Annotated in this window: 20 protein-coding genes; 12 read left to right on the top strand and 8 right to left on the bottom strand. The window is 65.1% G+C overall.

The window, feature by feature from the left end; genetic code table 11:
- Positions 1-30 precede the first annotated feature (30 nt).
- The 6 genes from AB3G45_RS11045 to AB3G45_RS11020 all read right to left on the bottom strand — a co-directional run bounded on the left by AB3G45_RS11045 (position 31) and on the right by AB3G45_RS11020 (position 6282).
- Positions 31-804, bottom strand: a complete 774-nt coding sequence (locus tag AB3G45_RS11045) for an L-iditol 2-dehydrogenase (protein ID WP_367830593.1) — start codon at positions 802-804, stop codon at positions 31-33.
- Complete coding sequence (locus AB3G45_RS11040; protein WP_367830592.1) at positions 801-1802, bottom strand: ABC transporter ATP-binding protein; 1002 nt, start codon at positions 1800-1802, stop codon at positions 801-803. The genes AB3G45_RS11045 and AB3G45_RS11040 overlap by 4 nt, the downstream gene beginning before the upstream one ends.
- 24 nt (positions 1803-1826) lie before the next feature.
- Complete coding sequence (locus tag AB3G45_RS11035) at positions 1827-2651, bottom strand: carbohydrate ABC transporter permease (RefSeq protein ID WP_367828899.1); 825 nt, start codon at positions 2649-2651, stop codon at positions 1827-1829.
- Between the two features lie 69 nt (positions 2652-2720).
- A complete protein-coding gene (locus tag AB3G45_RS11030) occupies positions 2721-3593 on the bottom strand; it encodes a carbohydrate ABC transporter permease (protein ID WP_367828898.1) in 873 nt (290 codons plus the stop codon).
- Between the two features lie 255 nt (positions 3594-3848).
- The gene (locus AB3G45_RS11025) at positions 3849-5159 is read right to left on the bottom strand and encodes a sugar ABC transporter substrate-binding protein (RefSeq protein ID WP_367830591.1); all 1311 of its coding nucleotides are present in this window, start codon (positions 5157-5159) and stop codon (positions 3849-3851) included.
- Between the two features lie 169 nt (positions 5160-5328).
- On the bottom strand, positions 5329-6282 hold the full coding sequence (locus tag AB3G45_RS11020; protein WP_367830590.1) for a sugar-binding transcriptional regulator: 954 nt from the start codon (positions 6280-6282) through the stop codon (positions 5329-5331).
- 246 nt (positions 6283-6528) lie between these two features.
- On the opposite strand from AB3G45_RS11020, the gene AB3G45_RS11015 reads away from it, so the two are divergent.
- Positions 6529-7890, top strand: coding sequence for an NAD(P)-dependent oxidoreductase (locus AB3G45_RS11015; protein WP_367830589.1), 1362 nt, complete (start codon positions 6529-6531; stop codon positions 7888-7890).
- 15 nt (positions 7891-7905) lie between these two features.
- Complete coding sequence (gene preA, locus AB3G45_RS11010; RefSeq protein ID WP_367830588.1) at positions 7906-9219, top strand: NAD-dependent dihydropyrimidine dehydrogenase subunit PreA; 1314 nt, start codon at positions 7906-7908, stop codon at positions 9217-9219.
- Between the two features lie 175 nt (positions 9220-9394).
- Here the strand turns inward: preA and AB3G45_RS11005 are convergent, their stop codons facing one another.
- Positions 9395-10033 carry an exopolysaccharide biosynthesis protein gene (locus AB3G45_RS11005; RefSeq protein WP_367830587.1) on the bottom strand — a complete coding sequence of 213 codons (639 nt, stop codon included), beginning with the start codon at positions 10031-10033 and terminating at the stop codon, positions 9395-9397.
- A gap of 162 nt (positions 10034-10195) precedes the next feature.
- Here AB3G45_RS11005 and AB3G45_RS11000 point away from each other — a divergent pair, with 162 nt between their 5' ends.
- Both AB3G45_RS11000 and AB3G45_RS10995 read left to right on the top strand, forming a co-directional pair.
- Entirely contained in the window at positions 10196-11125 is a 930-nt protein-coding gene (locus tag AB3G45_RS11000) for a DMT family transporter (protein WP_367830586.1), read from the top strand.
- Positions 11126-11204: 79 nt separating this feature from the next.
- Complete coding sequence (locus AB3G45_RS10995; RefSeq protein ID WP_367830585.1) at positions 11205-12428, top strand: OpgC family protein; 1224 nt, start codon at positions 11205-11207, stop codon at positions 12426-12428.
- Here AB3G45_RS10995 and AB3G45_RS10990 read toward each other — a convergent pair.
- The gene (locus AB3G45_RS10990; RefSeq protein WP_367830584.1) at positions 12409-13059 is read right to left on the bottom strand and encodes a TetR family transcriptional regulator C-terminal domain-containing protein; all 651 of its coding nucleotides are present in this window, start codon (positions 13057-13059) and stop codon (positions 12409-12411) included. The two genes, AB3G45_RS10995 and AB3G45_RS10990, sit on opposite strands and share 20 nt — an antisense overlap.
- 269 nt (positions 13060-13328) lie before the next feature.
- Between AB3G45_RS10990 and AB3G45_RS10985 the strand changes: the two genes are divergently transcribed.
- The 8 genes from AB3G45_RS10985 (at position 13329) to AB3G45_RS10950 (ending at position 20549) form a co-directional block, all read left to right on the top strand.
- Complete coding sequence (locus tag AB3G45_RS10985; protein ID WP_367830583.1) at positions 13329-14579, top strand: Zn-dependent hydrolase; 1251 nt, start codon at positions 13329-13331, stop codon at positions 14577-14579.
- Between the two features lie 75 nt (positions 14580-14654).
- A complete protein-coding gene (gene hydA, locus AB3G45_RS10980; RefSeq protein WP_367830582.1) occupies positions 14655-16109 on the top strand; it encodes a dihydropyrimidinase in 1455 nt (484 codons plus the stop codon).
- Entirely contained in the window at positions 16106-16477 is a 372-nt protein-coding gene (locus AB3G45_RS10975; RefSeq protein WP_367830581.1) for a hypothetical protein, read from the top strand. The genes hydA and AB3G45_RS10975 overlap by 4 nt, the downstream gene beginning before the upstream one ends.
- Positions 16478-16640: 163 nt before the next feature.
- Positions 16641-17444: an ABC transporter ATP-binding protein gene (locus AB3G45_RS10970; protein ID WP_367830580.1), complete on the top strand. Its 804-nt coding sequence runs from the start codon at positions 16641-16643 to the stop codon at positions 17442-17444.
- The gene (locus AB3G45_RS10965) at positions 17444-17779 is read left to right on the top strand and encodes a hypothetical protein (RefSeq protein ID WP_367830579.1); all 336 of its coding nucleotides are present in this window, start codon (positions 17444-17446) and stop codon (positions 17777-17779) included. Before AB3G45_RS10970 ends, AB3G45_RS10965 begins: the two co-directional genes overlap by 1 nt.
- A gap of 3 nt (positions 17780-17782) precedes the next feature.
- Complete coding sequence (locus AB3G45_RS10960; RefSeq protein WP_367830578.1) at positions 17783-18667, top strand: ABC transporter permease; 885 nt, start codon at positions 17783-17785, stop codon at positions 18665-18667.
- Positions 18664-19533 (top strand): ABC transporter permease, encoded by an 870-nt coding sequence (locus AB3G45_RS10955; protein WP_367830577.1) that lies wholly within the window; start codon positions 18664-18666, stop codon positions 19531-19533. The genes AB3G45_RS10960 and AB3G45_RS10955 overlap by 4 nt, the downstream gene beginning before the upstream one ends.
- 23 nt (positions 19534-19556) lie before the next feature.
- Positions 19557-20549, top strand: a complete 993-nt coding sequence (locus tag AB3G45_RS10950) for an ABC transporter substrate-binding protein (RefSeq protein ID WP_367830576.1) — start codon at positions 19557-19559, stop codon at positions 20547-20549.
- Positions 20550-20902 lie beyond the last annotated feature (353 nt).

The following is a 20902-nucleotide window of genomic DNA, read 5'->3' as shown; positions in this document are numbered from 1 at the left end:
ATTCCGGGCCGGGTCCGCTTGCCGCGGGCCTCAGCTCATCCAGTTGCCGCCGTCGACATTGTAGGTCTGGGCGACGATGTAGTTGCTCTCCTGCGAGGCGAGGAAGACCGCCATGCCCGTCAGGTCCTCGGCGGTGCCCATGCGGCCGAAGGGCACCTCCTTGCCGACCAGCCGCTTCTTCTCGCCGAGCGGCCGGTTCTCGTAGCGGGCGAAGAGCGCGTCGACGCCGTCCCAATGCTCGCCGTCGACCACGCCGGGCGCGATCGCGTTGACGTTGATGCCGTGCGCGATGAGGTTCAGCCCGGCCGACTGGGTGAGGCTGATGACCGCCGCCTTGGTGGCGCAATAGACGCCGACCAGCGCCTCGCCGCGCCGCCCGGCCTGGCTCGCCATGTTGATGATCTTGCCGCCGCGCCCCTGCGCGATCATCTGCCTGGCCACCGCCTGCAGGGTGAAGAGCGTGCCGGCGACGTTTATCGAGAACAGTTTCTCGTAGCTCTCGCGCGTGATCTCGACGATCGGCGCCAGGTCGAACAGCGCGGCATTGTTGATGAGGATGTCGATGCCGCCGGCCTCCTTCACGCAGGCCGCGACGGCCGCGTCGATCGAAGCCTGCCGCGTCACGTCCATCTCGACCGCATAGGCGGCCGGGCCGATCTCGCGGGCCGTCGCCGCCGCCCGTTCGCTATCGATGTCGGCGATGGCGACGCGCGCGCCCTCGCGCGCATAGGCCTCGGCGAAAGCGCGGCCGATGCCGCGCGCCGACCCGGTGATCAGCGCGCTCTTGCCGGCGAGGCGTTTCATCGGATGGCCTTCCCGGCGTCGTCGAAGCGATGGATGCGCGTTTCGTCCGGGGTGAGGAAGACGGTGTCGCCGTGGGTGACGGGGACGTCGCCGCCGGCGCGCACGGTGAACATGCCGATGCCCTCGGCATTGACGTGCAGGAACGTGTCGGAGCCGAGATGTTCGGCGACCCCGACGACGCCCTTCCACGTCCCGCTCTGCCTGGACAGCGCGATATGTTCCGGCCGGATGCCGACGGTCGGGGCATTGTAGGGCCTGGCCGCCTCGCCCGTGACGAAGTTCATGCGCGGCGAGCCGATGAAGCCGGCGACGAACAGGTTGTCGGGCTTGTTGTAGAGATCGAGCGGCGAGCCGACCTGCTCGATATTGCCGGCGTTGAGAACGACGATCTTGTCGGCCATCGTCATCGCCTCGACCTGGTCGTGCGTGACGTAGACCATCGTCGTCTTGAGCTGGTGGTGCAGCTCGCTGATCTCAAGGCGCATCGTGCCGCGCAGCGCCGCGTCGAGGTTGGACAAAGGCTCGTCGAAGAGAAAGGCCGACGGCTCGCGCACGATCGCCCGGCCGATCGCCACGCGCTGGCGCTGGCCGCCGGAAAGCTGGCCCGGGCGGCGTTCGAGATAGTTGGTGAGGTTGAGCACACGGGCGGCCTCCGTCACCTTCCTGTCGATCGCCGCCGGATCCATCTTCGCCATCTTCAGCGGGAAGGCGATGTTATTCTTCACCGTCATGTGCGGATAGAGCGCATAGGACTGGAACACCATGGCAAGGCCGCGCTTTGCCGGGGCGGCGCCCGTCACGTCCTTGCCGTCGATCTCGATCGAGCCGCCCGTCGTGTCCTCCAGCCCGGCGATGAGGCGCAGGAGCGTGGACTTGCCGCAGCCCGACGGGCCGACGAAGACGACGAACTCGCCGTCCTCGATGGCAAGGTCGATGCCGGGAATGACCTGCGTGGCGCCAAAACTCTTGTTGACCTTTTTGAGAATGATCTTGCCCATGGCTGTCTCCCCGATCTCTCTTCGTTACTTCACGGCGCCGAAGGTCAGGCCGCGGACAAGCTGCTTCTGGCTGAACCACCCCATGATCAGGATGGGGGCGATGGCGAGCGTGGAGGCCGCCGACAGCTTCGCCCAGAACAGGCCTTGCGGACTGGAGAACGAGGCGATGAAGGCCGTCAGCGGCGCCGCGTTCGTCGTCGTCAGCCGGATCGTCCAGAAGGCCTCGTTCCACGCCAGGATGATGTTGAGCAGCATGGTGGAGGCGATGCCCGGCACCGCCATCGGCGTCAGCACGTAGACGATCTCGCCCCACAGCGAGGCCCCGTCCATGCGCGCGGCCTCCAGGATCTCGCCGGGGATCTCGCGGAAATAGGTGTAGAGCATCCAGATGACGATCGGCAGGTTGATCAGCGTCAGCATGACGGTGAGGCCGAGGCGGCTGTCGAGCAGGCCGGTGTCGCGGAAGATGAGATAGATCGGCACCAGCACGGCGACGGCCGGCATCATCTTGGTGGAAAGCATCCACATCAGGATGTCCTTGGTCCGCCGCGTCGGCGAGAAGGCCATCGACCAGGCGGCCGGCACGGCGATCAAGAGCGCCAGCAGCGTGGAGCCGACCGAGATGATCACCGAGTTCAGGAAGAACTTGAAGTAGTTGCTCTGCGCCTGCACGGCCGCATAGCTCTCCACCGTGCCGGAGGGCAGGAGGTCGAAACCCTGGATCGCCTCGGTCTCCGACTTGAACGAGGTGACGATCGTGTAGAGGATCGGGAAGAAGAGGATCAGCGCGACGATCCAGGCGGCGATGGTGAAGACGACGGTTCGTCTTGTCGAGACGGCGCGGGCCATGGTGTATTCCTCCCAAAAAGCAGGTCCGGGAAAAGTGTGAAGCGGTTTTCCGTCCGGAACTGCGATAAACTATTTGTCCAGGTTCTTGCCGACGGCGCGCATCAGGAAGAAGGCGACGATGTTGGCGAGGATCACGGCGATGATGCCGCCGGCCGAGGCGCCGCCGACGTCGTAGCCCAGAAGCGCCGTGCGGTAGATCAGGAACGGCAGGTTGGTGGAGGCATAGCCCGGCCCGCCATTGGTGGTGACGAGGATCTCCGCATAGACGCCGAGCAGGAAGATCGTCTGGATGAGGATGACGACGGTGATCGAGCGGGCAAGGTGCGGCAGCGTCAGGTAGACGAAGCGCGAGACGAAGCCGGCGCCGTCCATCTCGGCCGCCTCCTTCTGCTCGCCGTCGAGCGATTGCAGCGCGGTCAAGAGGATGAGGGTGGCAAACGGCAGCCATTGCCAGGCGACGATGATGACGATCGAGAACAGCGGGAACTGGGCGAACCAGTCGACCGGCTGGAAGCCGAGCGCCCGGTTGATGTCGGCCAGCACCCCGTAGCCGGGATGCATGATCATGTTCTTCCACACCAGCGCCGCCACCGGCGGCATGACGAAGAAGGGCGAGATGATCATGATGCGCACGATGCCCTGCCCCCACATCGGCTGGTCGAGCAGCAGCGCGATGCCGACACCGCCGACGACGGTGATCAGCAAAACCCCGCCGACGATGAGCAGCGTGTTCCAGATCGACTGGAAGAAGGCCGGGTCGGTGTAGAAATACTGGTAGTTGAACAGCCCCGCCCAGCTGACATTCGCCGGGTTCAGGAGATTGTAGTTCTGGAACGAGAACCAAAGCGTCATCGCCAGAGGCACGATCATCCAGACCAGAAGCAGCCCAACTGAGGGCGCCAACATCAGCCGCGCCAAGCCACGCGTGTTCTCCGTCGCCATCGTTTCCTCCCGAGAGCCGGTGTGCCGGCCGATGCTGTCATTCAAACAGGGCGTCAGCGGCCCCTCACCTGCCTGCCGGCATCCTCTCCCCGCAAGCGGGGCGAGGAACGATGGGCGCGCCGCCTTCCTCCTTCTTCCCGCCTGCGGGGAGAAGGTCCCGGCAGGGGGATGAGGGGCAAGCGCCGCACACGGTGTTCCCGAGTCCTCGGCTGCCCGGAGCGCATCCGGGCAGCCCGTCCTTGGGGAAGAGACGGATTACTTGATGTAGCCGGCGCGGGTCATTTCGCGCACGGCCGTCGTCTGGGCCTGGGCCAGCGCGTCCTCTACCGAGGACTGGCCAGCGAGCACGGCCGAGAAGAGCTGGCCGACCGTCGTGCCGAGACCCTGGAATTCAGGGATCGCCACGAACTGGCCGCCCGTATAGGGCACCGGCTTGACCGAGGGCTTGGTGATATCGGCCGCGTCCATCGCCGCAAGGGTCGGCGCTGCGAAGGCTGCCGCCTTCTCGTATTCGGCGTTCTTGTAGAGCGAGGTGCGCGTGCCCGGGGGAACGTTCGCCCAGCCTTCCTTGCTGGCGACGAGCTCGGTGTAGCCCTTGCCGGTCGCCCAGGCGATGAACTTCTGCGCGGCCTCGGCCTTGGTGGAGCTTGCCGGCACGGCAAGGTTCCAAGACCACAGCCAATGGCCATGGTTGCCGTTGCCCGTATCCGGGAAGATCGCGTAGCCGACCTTGTCGGCGACCGTCGAGTCCTTCGGGTTGGATACGAAGGAGGCGGCGACCGTGGCGTCGATCCACATGCCGCACTTGCCCTGCTGGAACAGCGTCAGGTTCTCGTTGAAGCCGTTCGAGGACGCGCCCTGCGGGCCGGCATCCTTCATCATGTCGACGTAGAACTGGAGGGAGGCCTTCCACTCCGGCTGGTCGAACTGCGGCTGCCAGTTCTCGTCGAACCACCGGCCGCCGAACGAATTGTTGAGCGCGGTGAGGAACGCCATGTTCTCGCCCCAGCCGGCCTTGCCGCGCAGGCACATGCCGCTGATGTCGGCGCCGCGATCCGTGATCTTGCGCGCGGCCTCGCCGATGAATTCCCAGGTCGGGGAATCGGGCATGGTCAGGCCCGCCTTCTCGAACAGGTCCTTGCGGTACATGATCATGGCGGATTCGCCGTAGAACGGCGCGGCGTAGAGCTTGCCGTCCACCGACAGGCCGCCCCGGATCGCCGGCAGCAGGTCGTCGGCGTCATAGTCGGCACCGAGCCCGTCGAGCGCGACGAGCCAGCCCTGCTTCGCCCAGATCGGAACTTCGTAATTGCCGATCGTGACGATGTCGTACTGGCCGCCCTTGGTGGCGATGTCGGTCGTGACGCGCTCGCGCAGCACGTTCTCTTCCAGCGTTACCCAGTTGAGTTCGATATCGGGGTTCTTGGCGGCGAAATCGTCCGTCAGCCCCTGCATGCGGATCATGTCGCCGTTGTTCACGGTGGCGATGGTCAGCGTTTCGGCATTGGCGAAACCGCACAGGAGCGCAGCCGAGCAGGTGCCCAGCAAAAGGGTCTTCAAGTACATCATCTTCCTCCCAGAAAGGCTTTGAGCATTTGCTTTGCTCATGGGCAATTACTCGCATATTGCCACGACAAGTCAACGGCCATTCGTTGCTGCACCGCACAAAGCAGGGCAGCGACCGTTGAATCTCATGGAGAAATTTTTCGGGGTGAGGGTCCGGCGGCGGTCCGGATCAGGCGGAAAGCAGGTGGCGGGCGGTCGCCTCGTCGGTGATGACGCCGTTGATCATGCGCCCGCGCAATGCCGCCAGCAGCGCCGCATATTTGCGCTTGCCCTTGGCAAGGCCGATGACCGTGGTGGTCTCGCGCGGCGGCAGCGGCACGGAGGCGACGCGCTCGTTGATGCTGCCGTCGAGCAGCTTGCCGTCGCGGTCGAACATCCAGCCGCAGATCTCGCCGGCGGCCCCCTCCTCCATCAGCCGCGCCATCTCCTGCGGATCGAGGAAGCCGTCGAGGCAGAGCGGCGCGTCCGCGCCAAGTTCGCCGATGCCAACGAAGGCGACGTCGGCCTCGCGGCCGAGTTGCAGGGTCGACTGCACGAGGCTCTGCTTGTGCAGGAGATCGCGCTCCTCCGTGGAGGAGACGAGCACCGGCAACGGCATCGGATAGTGCCGCGCCTTGACGGCATCGGCCATCGAGAAGATGACGTTGTAATAGGCCGCCGAACCGTCCGGCCCGATATTGCCGGTCAGCGACATGATGCGGTGCTGCGGACATTCCATCGCCGGAAGCTGGTCGATCGCCGCCTTCAGCGTGCGCCCCGTCCCGACGGCGAGCACGATCGGCTCGGATTTCTTCAGCCAGCGCTCGATCTCCGCCGCGCCCGCCTCCGCGATGCCGATCGTCGTGGAGGACGAGCCCGGATCGCTCGGCACGATATCGACATGCACGAGGCCGAATTTCTTCTTCAGCTCCTCGCCGAGCTCCAGGCATTCGGCGATCGGGTGGTCGAGCCGCACCTTGATCAGCCGCTCGGCGACGGCGAGCGAGACGAGCCGCTGCGCCGACTGGCGGGAGATGCCCATGGCGGCGGCGATCTCGTCCTGCGTGCGGCCCGCGACGTAATAGAGCCAGCCGGCCCTTGCCGCATCGTCGAGCCGCCCGGTCGTTTCCACCCGCTTCGCCATGGTTTTCCCCTGCTGTTCCAGAGGATTTGCTGCATCTTTTCCAGCGACCTGTCAAACGTCATCTAATGACGCGGCCGGAACAGCCCTCCGCAGGGCAGGAAGAAAACATAACCGCTTTCCTCATGTTTATTCCCGCTGTAACCGCTGAAAAACCAGCATTTCTTTTGAAGTTTTACCGTTTGATAAAAAAATAAACCTGAGTTACCGTTCTCCGATTCAAAAAGCCCACGCGAATGGGAGATAAAGATGGGAACGACGCAATCTGGGATTCATCGGGGGCGTCTTACGCCGGCCGAATACGAGACGAACTTTTCCGACCTTCATCCGCGCCTCGACGATCACGAGGCCCTGGTCGCCGCCGACCGCTGCTATTTCTGTCACGACGCGCCGTGCATGACGGCCTGTCCCACCTCCATCGACATTCCGATGTTCATCCGCCAGATCTCGACGGGCAACCCGATCGGATCGGCCAAGACCATCTTCGACCAGAACATCCTCGGCGGCATGTGCGCCCGCGTCTGTCCCACCGAGACGCTCTGCGAAGAGGCCTGCGTGCGCAACACCGCCGAGCACCGCCCGGTGGAGATCGGCCGCCTGCAGCGCTATGCGACCGACGTGGCGATGACGGAAAACAAGCATTTCTACCAACGCGCCACCCGCACCGGCAAGGCCGTGGCGGTCGTCGGCGCCGGCCCGGCGGGCCTCGCCTGCGCCCACCGCCTTGCCATGGACGGACATGACGTCGTCATCTTCGAGGCGCGCGAAAAGGCCGGCGGCCTCAACGAATACGGCATCGCCACCTACAAGGCGGTCGATGATTTCGCCCAGCGGGAAGTCGATTACGTGCTTTCCATCGGCGGCATCGAGGTGAAGAACGGCCTGAAACTCGGCCGCGATTTTTCGCTCGCCGACCTTACCGGCAATTTCGACGCCGTCTTCCTCGGCATGGGCCTTGCCGGCGTCAACGCGCTCGGCGCGGAGGGCGAAAACCTTCCCGGCGTCGTCGATGCGGTCGATTTCATCGCGGAACTGCGCCAGGCGGCGGACAAGGCGGCCATCCCGGTCGGCCGGCGCATCGTCGTCATCGGCGGCGGCATGACGGCCATCGACGCCGCCGTGCAGGCGAAGCTGCTCGGCGCCGAGGAAGTGACGATCTGCTACCGCCGCGGCAAGGAGCACATGAACGCCTCGGAATTCGAGCAGGACCTCGCCGCCTCCAGGGGCGTGATGATCCGCCACTGGCTGCAGCCGAAGCGCGTCATCGCACGCGACGGCCATGTCGCCGGCATCGAGGTGGAATATACCGAGATGCGGGACGGCAAGCTCACCGGCACCGGCGAGACCGGCGTTCTTGCCGCCGACCAGATCTTCAAGGCCATCGGCCAGACCTTCGAGGCGGCCGGGCTCGGTTCGCTCGCCATGGCCGGCAACCGCATCGCCGTGGATTCGGAAGGCCGCACCTCCGTTGCCAATGTCTGGGCGGGAGGCGACTGCGTGAAGGCCGGCGAGGACCTGACGGTCACCTCCGTCGCGCAAGGCCGCGATGCGGCCGATTCCATCAATCGCATGCTGGCCGCCTGTGCGCAGCCGGCCGTTGCCGTCGCTTGAAGGGGAGGATGAGACATGGCTGATCTTCGCAACGATTTCGTCGGCATCAGGTCGCCCAACCCGTTCTGGCTCGCCTCCGCGCCGCCGACCGACAAGGCCTACAATGTCGAGCGCGCCTTCAAGGCGGGCTGGGGCGGCGTGGTCTGGAAGACGCTCGGCGAGGAAGGCCCGCCGGTCGTCAACGTCAACGGCCCGCGCTACGGCGCGATCTGGGGCGCCGACCGCCGGCTTCTCGGCCTCAACAATATCGAGCTGATCACCGACCGCGACCTCTACACCAACCTGCGCGAGATGAAGCAGGTCAAGATAAACTGGCCGGACCGGGCGCTGATCGCCTCGATCATGGTGCCCTGCGAGGAGGAGAGCTGGAAGGCGATCCTGCCGCTGGTGGAAGAGACCGGGGCGGACGGCATCGAGCTCAATTTCGGCTGTCCGCACGGCATGTCCGAGCGCGGCATGGGCGCGGCCGTCGGCCAGGTGCCGGAATATATCGAAATGGTCGTGCGCTGGTGCAAGCAGTATACCCGCATGCCCGTCATCACCAAGCTGACGCCGAACATCACCGACATCCGCAAGCCCGCGCGCGCTGCCAAGGCCGGCGGCACGGACGCCGTGTCACTGATCAACACGATCAACTCGATCGTCTCCGTCGACCTCGACAATTTCGCGCCGAACCCGACGGTCGGCGGCAAGGGCACCCACGGCGGCTATTGCGGCCCGGCGGTCAAACCCATCGCGCTCAACATGGTGGCCGAGATCGCCCGCGATCCGGAAACCTACGGCCTGCCGATCTCGGGCATCGGCGGCATCACCACCTGGCGCGACGCGGCCGAGTTCCTCGCGCTCGGCGCCGGCAATGTGCAGGTCTGCACGGCGGCGATGACCTACGGCTTCAAGATCGTGCAGGAGATGATCACCGGACTTTCGAGCTGGATGGACGCCAAGGGCCACCGAACCCTCGACGACATCATCGCCCGCGCGGTGCCCAACGTCACGGACTGGCAGTATCTCAACCTCAACTACATCGCCAAAGCCCATATCGACCAGGACGCCTGCATCAAGTGCGGACGCTGCCACATCGCCTGCGAGGACACCTCGCACCAGGCGATTACGCAGTTCGTCGACGGCGTCCGGCATTTCGAGGTGATGGAGGACGAATGCGTCGGCTGCAACCTCTGCGTCAACGTCTGCCCGGTGGAGAACTGCATCACCATGGTGGGCCTCGAACCCGGCGTCCTCGACCAGCGCACCGGCAAGCCGGTCGACCCGAACTACGCCAACTGGACGACGCATCCGAACAACCCCGCGGCGCGGCAGGCGGCGGAGTAGACGAGAGGCCGGGTTTTTGCCCGGCCTTTTCACCTCCACATTGTGATCATCCTCATTCGTCACGCGCCTTCGTCATGCGCCGCCCTCTCCTCCGTCATCCTCGGGTCAAGTCCGAGGATGACGGAGGAGAGGTGTTCGCGACTATCGCAACGGGGTCGGAACGCTTGGCGACATCTCACCCGAAGAAATGGAAACTCTGCCCCGCGCTATAGGCCAGAAACGCCAGCGCGGCGAAATAGACGATCGTCAGCACCACCATGCCGTATCCCGCCAGCACCACCAGCCCGTCCCTCTGCGAAATGCCGGCGGCGAGCAGGAGGATGGCGACGCCGGGCAACGTGTTGGAGAAGGGAATGAGCCCGAGCGGCGCCATGAGCAGGACCCCAGCCCCCATCAGCACCAGCCCGTTGACCCGGTTCACCACGGCCCCGGTGGTGAGCCCCGTCAGGCGCGGCTTGAAGAACCGGTCGAACTTGCGCAGGAACGTCACGCCACGCTCCAGGACGGGCCTGAGCTTGCCGCTGTCGAGCCGCCGGTCGGCCACCTTGCCCGGCAGCCAGGGCAGCCGGTTGAACGTGATCGCCGCGCTGATCAGCACGATGCCGGCGCCGAAGACCGTCGAGACGCCGGGGATCGAGACGGGGAACAGGAAGGGCAGCGACAGGAAGGCGCAGAGCAGGAGCAGGCCGCTTTCGCCCATCATCGCGAGCAGGTCGCGCAGCGTGATGTGCTCGCCCCTGATCGACTGGATGATGTCCTCGAGCAGCTCGCTCGTCTTGCGGTCCGTATCCTTGAAGCCGATGGCCGTCGTCATGCAAAGTCCTCTCGCGTGCCGCCGGCCTATGGGCGGCGATTGCGGCTTTCCTGTGGGAGCGATGTACCCCGATTTTTCGCGGTTGCGGATGCGAAATCGCTACGCAAGCCTGCCGGAATTGCTCTATGAGCATACCGCGCCGCACACAATAGGGTGATTTTCTTGACGAAGCGTATGCCGGCCCGCGCGGGCCACTCCGTTCACGCGAAAGGCCGCGAAAAGCTGAACGGGCACCTCGCCATGCTGCTCTTCGCGGTGCTGATCGCCGGTTCCTTCTCCTTCGGCGGCCTTGCGACGCGCCATATGGAGGCCGAGCCGCTGATGCTCTGGCGCTATATCCTGACCGTCGCCGTCATGGCGGCGCTCACCTTCGGCGCCTTCAAGGTCCCGATGACCCTGCCGAAACAGGCCTGGCGCTTCCTGCTGCTCGGCGGGCTGATCGCCATCTACATGCTCACCATGTTCATGGCGCTGGAATTCACCAGCCCCGTCGCCACCGGCGCGGTCTTCACGCTGATGCCGCTCTTGAGCGCCGGCTTCGCGCTGCCGATCCTCGGCCAGAGGACGCGGCCGGGCGTGCTCGCCGGCCTCGTGATCGCCGCCGCCGGCGCCGTCTGGGTGATCTTCCGCGGCGATATCGCGGCCATCCTCGCCTTCGATGTCGGCGCCGGCGAGATGATCTTCTTCATCGGCGTCGTCTGCCATGCCCTCTACGTGCCGCTGATCCGCCGCTTCGACCGGGGCGAACCGGCCGTCGGCTTCGGCTTCTGGGTGACGGTCGGCGCGACGCTCTGGCTGGTGCCGCCCGGCATCCGCGGCCTCGTCGAGACGGATTTCTCCGCCCTGCCCTTCGCCGTCTATGCCGCCGTCACCTATCTTGCCGTCGTCACCACGGCCGGCACGTTCCTGCTCCTGCAATATGCCTCCATGCGCCTGCCCGCCTCCAAGCTGCTCGGCTACGGCTACCTGACGCCGAGCTTCATCATCCTGCTCGAAGGCATGCTCGGCCATGGCTGGGCGAGCCTGCCGGTTCTGGCCGGCGCCCTCGTCACCGCCTGTGGCCTTGCGCTAATGGCGCTGCTGCCGGATTGATTTTTTCCGGGAACGATCCGCGGTCTCATGCGTTGTCGACCCGTTGGGGCGCACCTTGAGTATCGACGGAGCGCATATATTGAAGCGATTTGAGATCATCGACGGCATGCGGGGCTATTTCCTCGTCTTCATGCTGATCAACCACCTCGTCTTTGTCGGCGGCTACTGGATGATGGAAGTGAACCATCGCCAGTTCGCCTTCGTGGAGGACGCCCAGGGCTTCGTGTTCCTCTCCGGCATGCTCATCGGCATGGTCTATGCCCGCAAGATGCTGAAATACGGCTATGACACCGGCCGCCAGCTCATCCGCAACCGCGCCTTCGAGCTCTACCGCTATGCCATGGGCACGGTCATGGCGGTGCTGGTGGTGCAGATGTTCCTGCCCGATGCCTACCGGCTCTGGTACAACTGGCTCGGCTATACGAATTTCGACGCGCCGCTGCGGCTGGCGGCGATCGCCACCTTCCTCTTCCAGCCCACCTTCATGGACATCCTGCCGCAATACATCGTCTACATGCTGTTCGCCCCGCCGCTCGTCCGGCTCTGCCTGAAGGGCAAATGGGTGCAGGTGCTGGCCGGCTCCCTCATCGTCTGGATGGCCGCGCAGCTCGGCCTGCAGCGCTTCGTCACCGATCCCCTGAACACGCTCTTCACCGGCACCGACGGCCAGGGCATCCGCGCCAGCTTCAACATGCTCGGCTGGCAGATCGTCTTCTTCTCAGCGCTCGTCATCGGCGTCCTGACCGCGCAGGACAAGGTGGACTGGAACCGCATCTTCTCCCCGGAGAAGACGCTATTGCCGAAGGCCGCGCTCGCCATCTGCCTGTTCTTCCTGCCGCTGCGCATCGTCACGGCCTGGGACCTCCTGCCGCAATCCGTGCTCGACAAGTTCGCGACCATGGAGATCCGCGCCGATTTCGGCCCGGTCTACCTGCTGAATTTCGCAGCCGTCGCCACCGGCCTCGCCTGGCTACTGATCGCCGGCCCGAGGCACCACAACCTGTGGGTCCGCAAGCTCGCGGATGTCGTCACCGGCGTGTTCACCCTGCGCTTCCTGCGCCTGCTCGGCCGCCATTCGCTGCAGGTCTATGTCTGGCACGTCGCCATCGTCTACGCGGTCTACTATGCGGACGGGCGCACGCCGGAGCTGTCGCAGCTCACCAAGACGTCGATCGCCGTCGTCTGCATCGCGCTCCTGGCGCTGCCGGCGCTGTGGCGCGAACGCGAGCAGATCGCGGCCGGCCTGTTCGGCCAGCCCAAGGCGGAGCCGGCCAAGACGAAACCTACGCCGTCTGCTCGCTGATGTTGAGACCGGTGAGGAAGAGTTGTTCGAGGAAGCGCGCCGCATCCTCGAACCGGCCCTCGCCGGCCTGGTTCTGCCCCAGCACGGCGCGCACCTGCACGTCGAAGTCGGCATAGTGCTGCGTGGTGGACCAGATGGAGAAGATGAGATGGTACGGGTCGCATCTGGCGATCTTGCCCGCCTTCGCCCAGGTGCGGATGACCTCCGCCTTCTCGTCGACGAGCGATTTCAGCGGCCCCTTCAGCTCGTCCTCGATATTCGGCGCCCCCTGCAGGATCTCGTTGGCGAACAGCCGGCTCTCACGCGGAAAATCGCGCGCCATTTCCAGCTTGCGCCGGATGTAGCTGCGGATCTCCGAGACCGGATTGCCCTCCGCGTCGAATTCGCGCAACGGGTCGAGCCAGGTGTCGAGCACCCGGGTGATCAGCGCCCGGTGCATCGCCTCCTTGGTGCGGAAATAGTAGAGCAGGTTCGGCTTGGACATGCCCGCCACCTCGGCGATCTGGTCGACGGTGGCGCCCCGGAACCCGTGCAGGGAGAAGACCTCCAGCGCCGCCTCGAGGATCTGCTCCTCCTTCGCCTCCTGGATGCGCGTGCGCCGCTGTGTCCTCGCCGCCCTTGGTAATGCCATCGTGCCCCCTCGGCCCCTCCCGTCGCCCGGAAAAGTGCCGCCAAATCCACCAGTTTTACCAGCCGCCATTTTCTTCGGCGCAGCCCAAGTTTTTGGTTTTTCGGCTTGAGTGCCGCAACGGAAGCTGTAATGTTTACCAACCGGTCAAATTATCAGTCAGTTATCGCCCAAAGGCAACTGCTGATCGGAAGGCGCAAAACAACAACGGCGCCGCCAGCCGGCGGGAACGAAAATGGGGCTGCAAAAGCCCGACGAATGGGAGCATAGACATGGCCGCACCCGGCGAGAACATGCGCGTCAACGCGGACCGCCTGTGGGATTCCCTCATGGACATGGCGAAGATCGGCCCCGGCATCGCCGGCGGCAACAACCGCCAGACGCTGACCGACGCCGACGCGCAGGGCCGCCGCCTGTTCCAGGCCTGGTGCGACGGCGCGGGGCTCAGCATGGGCGTCGACACGATGGGCAACATGTTCATGACGCGCGCGGGCACCGATCCCGACGCCCTGCCCGTCTATATCGGCTCGCATCTCGACACCCAGCCGACCGGCGGCAAATATGACGGCGTGCTCGGCGTTCTGGCCGGCCTTGAGGTCGTGCGCTCGCTCGACGACCTCGGCATCCGCACCAAACACCCGATCGTCGTCACCAACTGGACGAACGAGGAAGGCGCGCGCTTCGCCCCCGCCATGCTGGCCTCCGGCGTCTTCGCCGGCGTGCACACGCAGGACTACGCCTATGCCCGCAAGGATCCCGAGGGCAAGGCCTTCGGCGACGAGTTGAAACGCATCGGCTGGGTGGGCGACGAAGAGGTCGGCGCGCGAAAGATGCACGCCTATTTCGAGTACCATATCGAGCAGGGCCCGATCCTGGAGGCGGAAAAGAAGGACATCGGCGTCGTCACCCACTGTCAGGGCCTGTGGTGGCTGGAATTCACGCTGACCGGCCGCGAGGCGCATACCGGCTCGACGCCGATGGACATGCGCGTCAATGCCGGCCTCGCCATGGCCCGCATCCTCGAAATGGTGCAGGCCGTCGCCATGGAGAACCAGCCGGGCGCCGTCGGCGGCGTCGGCCAGGTGTTCTTCTCGCCGAACTCGCGCAACGTGCTGCCCGGCAAGGTCGTCTTCACCGTCGACATCCGCTCGCCGGACCAGAAGAAGCTCGACGGCATGCGTGCCCGCATCGAGGCGGAAGCGCCAAAAATCTGCGAGGCGCTGGGCGTCGGCTGTTCCGTCGAGGCGGTCGGTCACTTCGACCCCGTCACCTTCGACCCGACGCTCGTCGCCGCCGTGCGCAAGGCCGCCGAGGACCTCGGCTACAGCCACATGAACCTCATCTCCGGCGCCGGCCACGACGCCTGCTGGGCGGCAAAAGTCGCCCCCGCCACGATGATCATGTGCCCCTGCGTTAACGGCCTGTCGCACAACGAGGCGGAAGACATCTCGAAAGAATGGGCCGCCGCGGGCGCGGACGTGCTGCTCCATGCGGTGATCGAGACTGCCGGCATCGCCGAGTGACCGTCTGCCGCCCGGCCCGCCGGGCGGTTTCGCGCTTTGCGCGCCACCACAAATCGAGACAGGGAACGGACCAACATGAGCACAGTCATCAAGGGCGGAACCATTGTCACCGCCGACCTCACCCACAAGGCGGACGTCAAGGTCGAGGGCGGGAAGATCGTGGAGATCGGGCCGGACCTTTCCGGCGACGAGGTGCTGGACGCGGCGGGCTGTTACGTCATGCCGGGCGGCATCGATCCGCATGTGCATCTCGAAATGCCCTTCATGGGCACCTATTCGGCCGACGATTTCGAGAGCGGCACGCGCGCCGGCCTTGCCGGCGGCACGACCATGGTGGTGGATTTCTGCCTGCCCGATCCGGGCCAGTCGCTGCTCGACGCGCTGAAGCGCTGGGACAACAAGTCGACCCGCGCCAATTGCGACTATTCCTTCCACATGTCCGTGACCTGGTGGGGCGAGCAGGTCTTCGACGAGATGAAGGCGATCGTCGAGGAGAAAGGCATCAACACCTTCAAGCATTTCATGGCCTACAAGGGCGCGTTGATGGTGAACGACGACGAGATGTTCGCCTCGTTCCAGCGCTGCGCCGCGCTCGGTGCGCTGCCGCTGGTCCATGCGGAAAACGGCGACGTCGTCGCCGCCATGCAGCAGAAGCTGATGGATGAGGGCAATGACGGCCCCGAAGGCCATGCCTATTCCCGCCCACCCTCCGTCGAGGGCGAGGCGACGAACCGCGCCATCATCATCGCCGACATGGCGGGCGCGCCGCTCTATGTCGTGCATACCTCCTGCGAGCAGGCGCACGAGGCCATCCGCCGCGCCCGGCAGAACGGCATGCGCGTCTACGGCGAGCCGTTGATCCAGCACCTGACGCTCGACGAGAGCGAATATTTCAACAAGGATTGGGACCACGCCGCCCGCCGCGTCATGAGCCCGCCCTTCCGCAACAGGCAGCACCAGGATTCGCTCTGGGCCGGCCTTGCGAGCGGCTCGCTGCAGGTGGTGGCGACCGACCACTGCGCCTTCACGACCGATCAGAAGCGCACCGGCGCCGGCGATTTCCGGAAAATCCCGAACGGCACCGGGGGCCTTGAGGACCGCATGCCGATGCTCTGGACCAACGGCGTCAATACCGGCCGGCTCACCATGAACGAGTTCGTCGCCGTCACCTCCACCAACATCGCCAAGATCCTCAACGTCTATCCGCGGAAGGGCGCCATCCTCGTCGGCGCGGATGCGGATATCGTCGTGTGGGATCCCAAGCGCTCGAAAACCATCTCGGCGAAGAACCAGCAGTCTTCGATCGACTACAACGTCTTCGAGGGCAAGGAGGTGGTGGGCCTGCCGCGCTACACGCTGACGCGCGGCGTCGTCGCCATCGAGGAGAGCACGGTAAAAACCCGCGAGGGCCACGGCCAGTTCGTCAAGCGCGAGCCGTTCACGGCTGTCAACAAGGCGCTGTCGACCTGGAAGGAGATCACCGCGCCGCGCAAGGTGGAGCGCAGCGGCATTCCGGCGAGCGGCGTATGATCCATACCGGCCGCCTCGCCCTTCTCCTCGGCATCGCCCTCGCAGGTCCCGCGGGGGCAGCCGATCTCGTCGACGGCAGCTATGGCGACACGGAAGGCTGTCGCTATGCGGAGTCGGGCGACACCTCCGGCGCCGATTTCTTCTTCCTGTTGAACAAGGATGGCGTCACCACCGCCGCCGCCTCTTGCGAATTCAAGGGCGAAGGCCGTCCGGCCGGGAACGCGACGACGGTCGCCGCCGAATGCCACGAGGAGGGATACGAGGAGACCACGCCGCACGAACTGACGCTGACACCGGAGAGCGGCGGCTACACCGTGAGCTTTCCGGACGGCACGCGCTGGGGGCCGCTGATGCGGTGCAAGACGTGAAGGGTGCGTTCCCCCGCCCGCTAAACCGGCACCACCGCCATCGTCTCGCCCCCCGGTTCCAGCGTGAGAATTCCGTGCCCGAAGTGATACCGCAGACAATGCCGATTGCAATGCTGGGAATGGACATGCAGTCTGCCGCAACCCGCGCCGAAAGATGACCGCCATGCCCCATGCCACGCCTTCCAGCACCGTCGTTTCCGCAAAGGGCCTCGGCCTGACCTTCCAGACCGCCGACGGCCCGGTGACGGCGCTGACCGGCGTCGATCTCAATGTCGAAAAAGGCGACTTCGTCTCCTTCATCGGCCCTTCGGGCTGCGGCAAGACGACCTTCCTGCGCGTCATCGCCGATCTCGAAAAACCGACCTCCGGCGCGATCACCGTCAACGGGCTCTCGCCCGAAGAAGCCCGCAGGCGCCGCGCCTATGGCTATGTCTTCCAGGCGGCCGCGCTCTATCCCTGGCGCACGATCGAGAAGAACATCGCCCTGCCGCTGGAGATCATGGGCTATTCCAGGGCTGACCAGAAGGCGCGCATCGAGCGCACGCTCGATCTCGTCAACCTGTCGGGCTTCGGCAAGAAATATCCCTGGCAGCTTTCCGGCGGCATGCAGCAGCGCGCCTCGATCGCCCGGGCGCTCGCCTTCGACGCCGATCTTCTCCTGATGGACGAACCCTTCGGCGCGCTCGACGAGATCGTGCGCGACCATCTCAACGAACAACTGCTGAAACTGTGGGCCGCCACCGAGAAGACGATCTGCTTCGTCACCCACTCGATCCCCGAGGCCGTCTATCTCTCGACGAAGATCGTCGTCATGAGCCCCCGCCCCGGCCGCGTCACCGACGTGATCGAATCGCCCCTGCCGAAGGAGCGCCCGCTCGGCATCCGCGAAACCCCCGAATTCCTCGAAATCGCCCACCGGGTGCGCGAGGGGCTGCGCGCGGGACACAGCTATGAGGAGCACGCCTGATGAAGCTCTCCTATGTGCTCTGGCTCTTCGGCGCGACGGCCGTGTTCATCAGCGCGGCGACCGCTTCGCGTGCCTATATCGGCACCACGAACATCCTCTATCTCCTGTTCTCGCTGGCGCTCTATGTCGTCGGCAACCTGATGATGCTGAGGCTGATGCGCGAGGGCGGGCTCGGCATTGCCATTTCGCTTTCCGCCGTCACCCAGCTGCTGCTGATCAACATCATCGCCTTCCTGTTCTTCGGCGAACGGCTTAGCGGCATGCAGCTTGCCGGCGTCGCCCTCGGCATGCTGGCGATGGGGCTGATGCTGCTGCCCTCCCCGGCGAGGAACTGAGCCATGGGTGAGGCCAGCTTCCTTCGCGACCGCCTGCTGCCGATCGGCACCGTGCTGCTCGCGCTCGTCACCCTCTGGTACGTCTTCGTCGTTGTGCTCAACGCCCCTTTCGAGCGCGACCAGGCGGCGCGCGCGGGCGGGACGATCGGCTTCATGGAGCTGCTGCCGAAGACCATGGCGCAGGAGCGGCCGGTGCTGCCGGCGCCGCACCAGGTCATCGCCGAACTCTGGGACACGACCGTCAACAAGGCCGTCACCTCCAAGCGCAGCCTCGTCTATCATTCATGGATCACGCTTTCGGCGACGCTGCTCGGCTTTGCCATGGGCGCCGTGCTCGGCATCCTGCTGGCCATCGCCATCGTCCACAACAGGGCGATGGACCGTTCGCTGATGCCCTGGGTCATCGCCAGCCAGACGATCCCCATCCTCGCCATCGCGCCGATGATCATCGTTGTCCTGAACGCCGTCGGCATTTCCGGCCTGATGCCCAAGGCGCTGATCTCGACCTACCTCTCCTTCTTCCCCATCGTCGTCGGCATGGTGAAGGGCCTGCGCAGCCCCGAGCAGATCCAGCTCGACCTGATGCACACCTACAACGCCTCCGCCGCGCAGACCTTCTGGAAGCTGCGCTGGCCCGCCTCCATGCCCTATCTCTTCACCTCGCTGAAGGTGGCGATCGCCATCTCGCTGGTCGGCGCCATCGTCGGGGAACTGCCGACCGGCGCCGTCGCCGGCCTCGGCGCGCGCCTGCTCGCCGGCTCCTATTACGGCCAGACGGTGCAGATCTGGGCGGCGCTGTTCATGGCCGCGGCGGTGGCGGCGCTGCTCGTCGTCGTGGTCGGCTTCGCCCACGGCCTCGTCCTCAAGCGCATGGGGGCGCGGGCATGACCTACACCGTCCTCATCGCCGCCGTCGCCTTCTGGCTCGCCGCCTGGGCCTTCAACGAATGGCTCGTGCGCCGGAAATTCGCGAGTCCCGCCGCGGACCGGGCCGCCCGCCTCGCCGTGCCGCTGGTCTTCGGCATCACCATCCTCGTCCTGTGGGAAGGCATCGTCAGGGGCTTCAACGTCCCTTCCGTCCTGCTGCCGCCACCGAGCATGATCTGGACGCGGCTCATCAATTCGGTTCCGACGCTCTGGGTGGATTTTCGCCAGACATTCCTCAAATCCGTGCTGGTCGGCTATGCGCTCGGCTGCGGCCTCGGCTTTACCGTCGCGATCCTCATCGACCGCTCGCCCTTCCTGCAGAAGGGGCTCCTGCCGCTCGGCAACTTCGTCTCGGCGCTGCCGGTCATCGGCGTTGCGCCCATCATGGTCATGTGGTTCGGCTTTGACTGGCAATCGAAGGTCGCCGTCGTCGTCATCATGACCTTCTTCCCCATGCTGGTGAACACCGTCTCGGGCCTTGCCGCGACGAGCCACATGGAGCGCGACCTGATGCGCACCTATGCCGCCGACTGGTTCCAGACCCTCGTCAAGCTGCGCCTTCCCGCCGCCTGGCCTTTCATCTTCAACGCGCTCAAGATCAACTCGACGCTTGCGCTGATCGGCGCGATCGTCGCCGAATTCTTCGGAACGCCCATTGTCGGCATGGGTTTCCGGATCTCCACGGAAGTGGGCCGCATGAATGTCGACATGGTCTGGGCCGAGATCGCGGTCGCCGCGGTGGCTGGCTCCGTCTTCTACGGGATCGTCGCGCTCATCGAGCGGGTCGTCACGTTCTGGCATCCGTCTGTCCGCGGTGGACAGGCGTAAAATAAAGAAAAGAGGGAACTGACATGAAAACGAAGATCGCATCGCTCCTTTTGGCAAGCGCCTTCTCGCTTGCCGCGTTCCAGTCAGAGGCCGCCGACAAGGTGACGCTGCAACTCAAATGGGTGACCCAGGCCCAGTTCGGCGGCTACTATGTCGCGAAGGACAAGGGGTTCTACGAGGAGGAAGGCCTCGACGTCGAGATCAAGCCGGGCGGCCCCGATATCGCCCCCGCTCAGGTGATCGCCGGCGGCGGCGCGGATGTCATCGTCGACTGGATGCCGTCCGCCCTTGCCACCCGCGAAAAGGGCGTGCCGCTCGTCAACATCGCCCAGCCCTTCAAGTCCTCGGGCATGATGCTGACCTGTCTGAAGGAATCGGGCGTCACCGGCCCGGAGAACTTCAAGGGCAAGACGCTCGGCGTCTGGTTCTTCGGCAACGAATATCCGTTCCTCTCCTGGATGAGCCACCTGAAGATCCCGACCGACGGCGGGCCGGACGGCGTGACCGTGCTGAAGCAGGGCTTCAACGTCGATCCGCTGATCCAGAAGCAGGCCGCCTGCATCTCCACCATGACCTACAACGAATACGGCCAAGTGCTCGATGCCGGCATCAAGCCGGAGGACCTCGTCACCTTCAAATATGAGGACCAGGGCGTCGCGACGCTGGAGGACGGCCTCTACGTGCTGGAAGACAAGCTCAAGGACCCGGCCTTCAAGGAGAAGATGGTCAAGTTCGTGCGCGCCTCCATGAAGGGCTGGAAATACGCCGAGGAGAACCCGGACGAAGCCGCAGAGATCGTTCTCGAAAACGATTCGACCGGCGCGCAGACCGAGGCGCACCAGAAGCGCATGATGGGCGAGATCGCCAAGCTGACCGCCGGCTCCAACGGCGCGCTCGACGAGGCGGACTACAAGCGCACCGTCGCCTCGCTGCTCGCCGGCGGCTCCGACCCGGTCATTTCCAAGGAGCCGGAAGGCGCCTGGACGCATGAGATCACCGACGAAGCGCTGAAATAACAGCCCTTCCGTCGATGACGCGACGTGCGGGGTCCAAAGCCCCGCACGTTTCGTTTTGTGACGGTGAAAAACCGCGGCGGCCTGCGACAGCCTGCCGCGATTGCCATCGAAATGCCAAACGCATAAAATAATGAGGCACCATTTCGTTGCCTCTTGTAAGGGCAAGGCGCGCCGATTACATAGACCGCACGGTGGGAGTGGAGGAGCTGGGGAGCCGTTCCGTGTCCGCCACGATGCTCAGGGAATAGGGTCCGGCAAGAACCTCGAAAACAGGGCCCGGACCACGATCATAAAGTCATGCTTTTGGGAAAGTTCGGCCTATGGCTTCTGGACGCAGGAAAGTCCTCTCTTTT

The sequence above is a fragment of the Shinella sp. S4-D37 genome (assembly GCF_040812195.1).
Classification (GTDB): domain Bacteria; phylum Pseudomonadota; class Alphaproteobacteria; order Rhizobiales; family Rhizobiaceae; genus Shinella.
This window is presented reverse-complemented; position numbering and strand designations above follow the sequence as displayed.